General features: G+C 70.5%; 1 protein-coding gene and 1 pseudogene. Both read right to left on the minus strand.

The window, feature by feature from the left end; all coding sequences use genetic code 11:
• Positions 1–201: pseudogene (locus AC2CJA_RS27350) on the minus strand (peptide ABC transporter ATP-binding protein); the annotation flags it as partial.
• Positions 194–380: oligopeptide/dipeptide ABC transporter ATP-binding protein (locus AC2CJA_RS27355; protein WP_484605295.1), on the minus strand; the 187-nt coding region annotated here is incomplete at its 5' end. The gene AC2CJA_RS27355 and the pseudogene AC2CJA_RS27350, both read right to left, overlap by 8 nt.

Raw genomic sequence — 380 nt, forward strand, 5'->3', positions numbered from 1 at the left:
GAACGACACACCGTCCACCGCCCGCACCGCACCCACCTTCCGCTTGAACACGACCCCCCGCGTCAACGGAAAGTGCTTCACCAGATCCCGCACCTCCAGAATCGGCTCACCGCTCCCGGCGGGCCGCTCGGCGGTGGAGACGGCCGGGGCGGAGGAAGCGCTGTCCACCACGGCCTCGTCGGTCTTCCTGATCTCAGCCATGGATGGTCTCCTTCCAGAAGTGGCAGGCGCTGGCCCGGCCGGTCAGCTCCGCGCCGTCCGGCTCGGTGACCTGGTGCAGGGGGGGTGTGTCGGTGCGGCACACCTCCTGGGCCCTGGGACAGCGCGGATTGAACGCGCACCCGGCGGGAACGCTCGTCAGACTCGGCGGCAGCCCCTGA

Source organism: Streptomyces sp. ATLC9 (assembly GCF_057196705.1).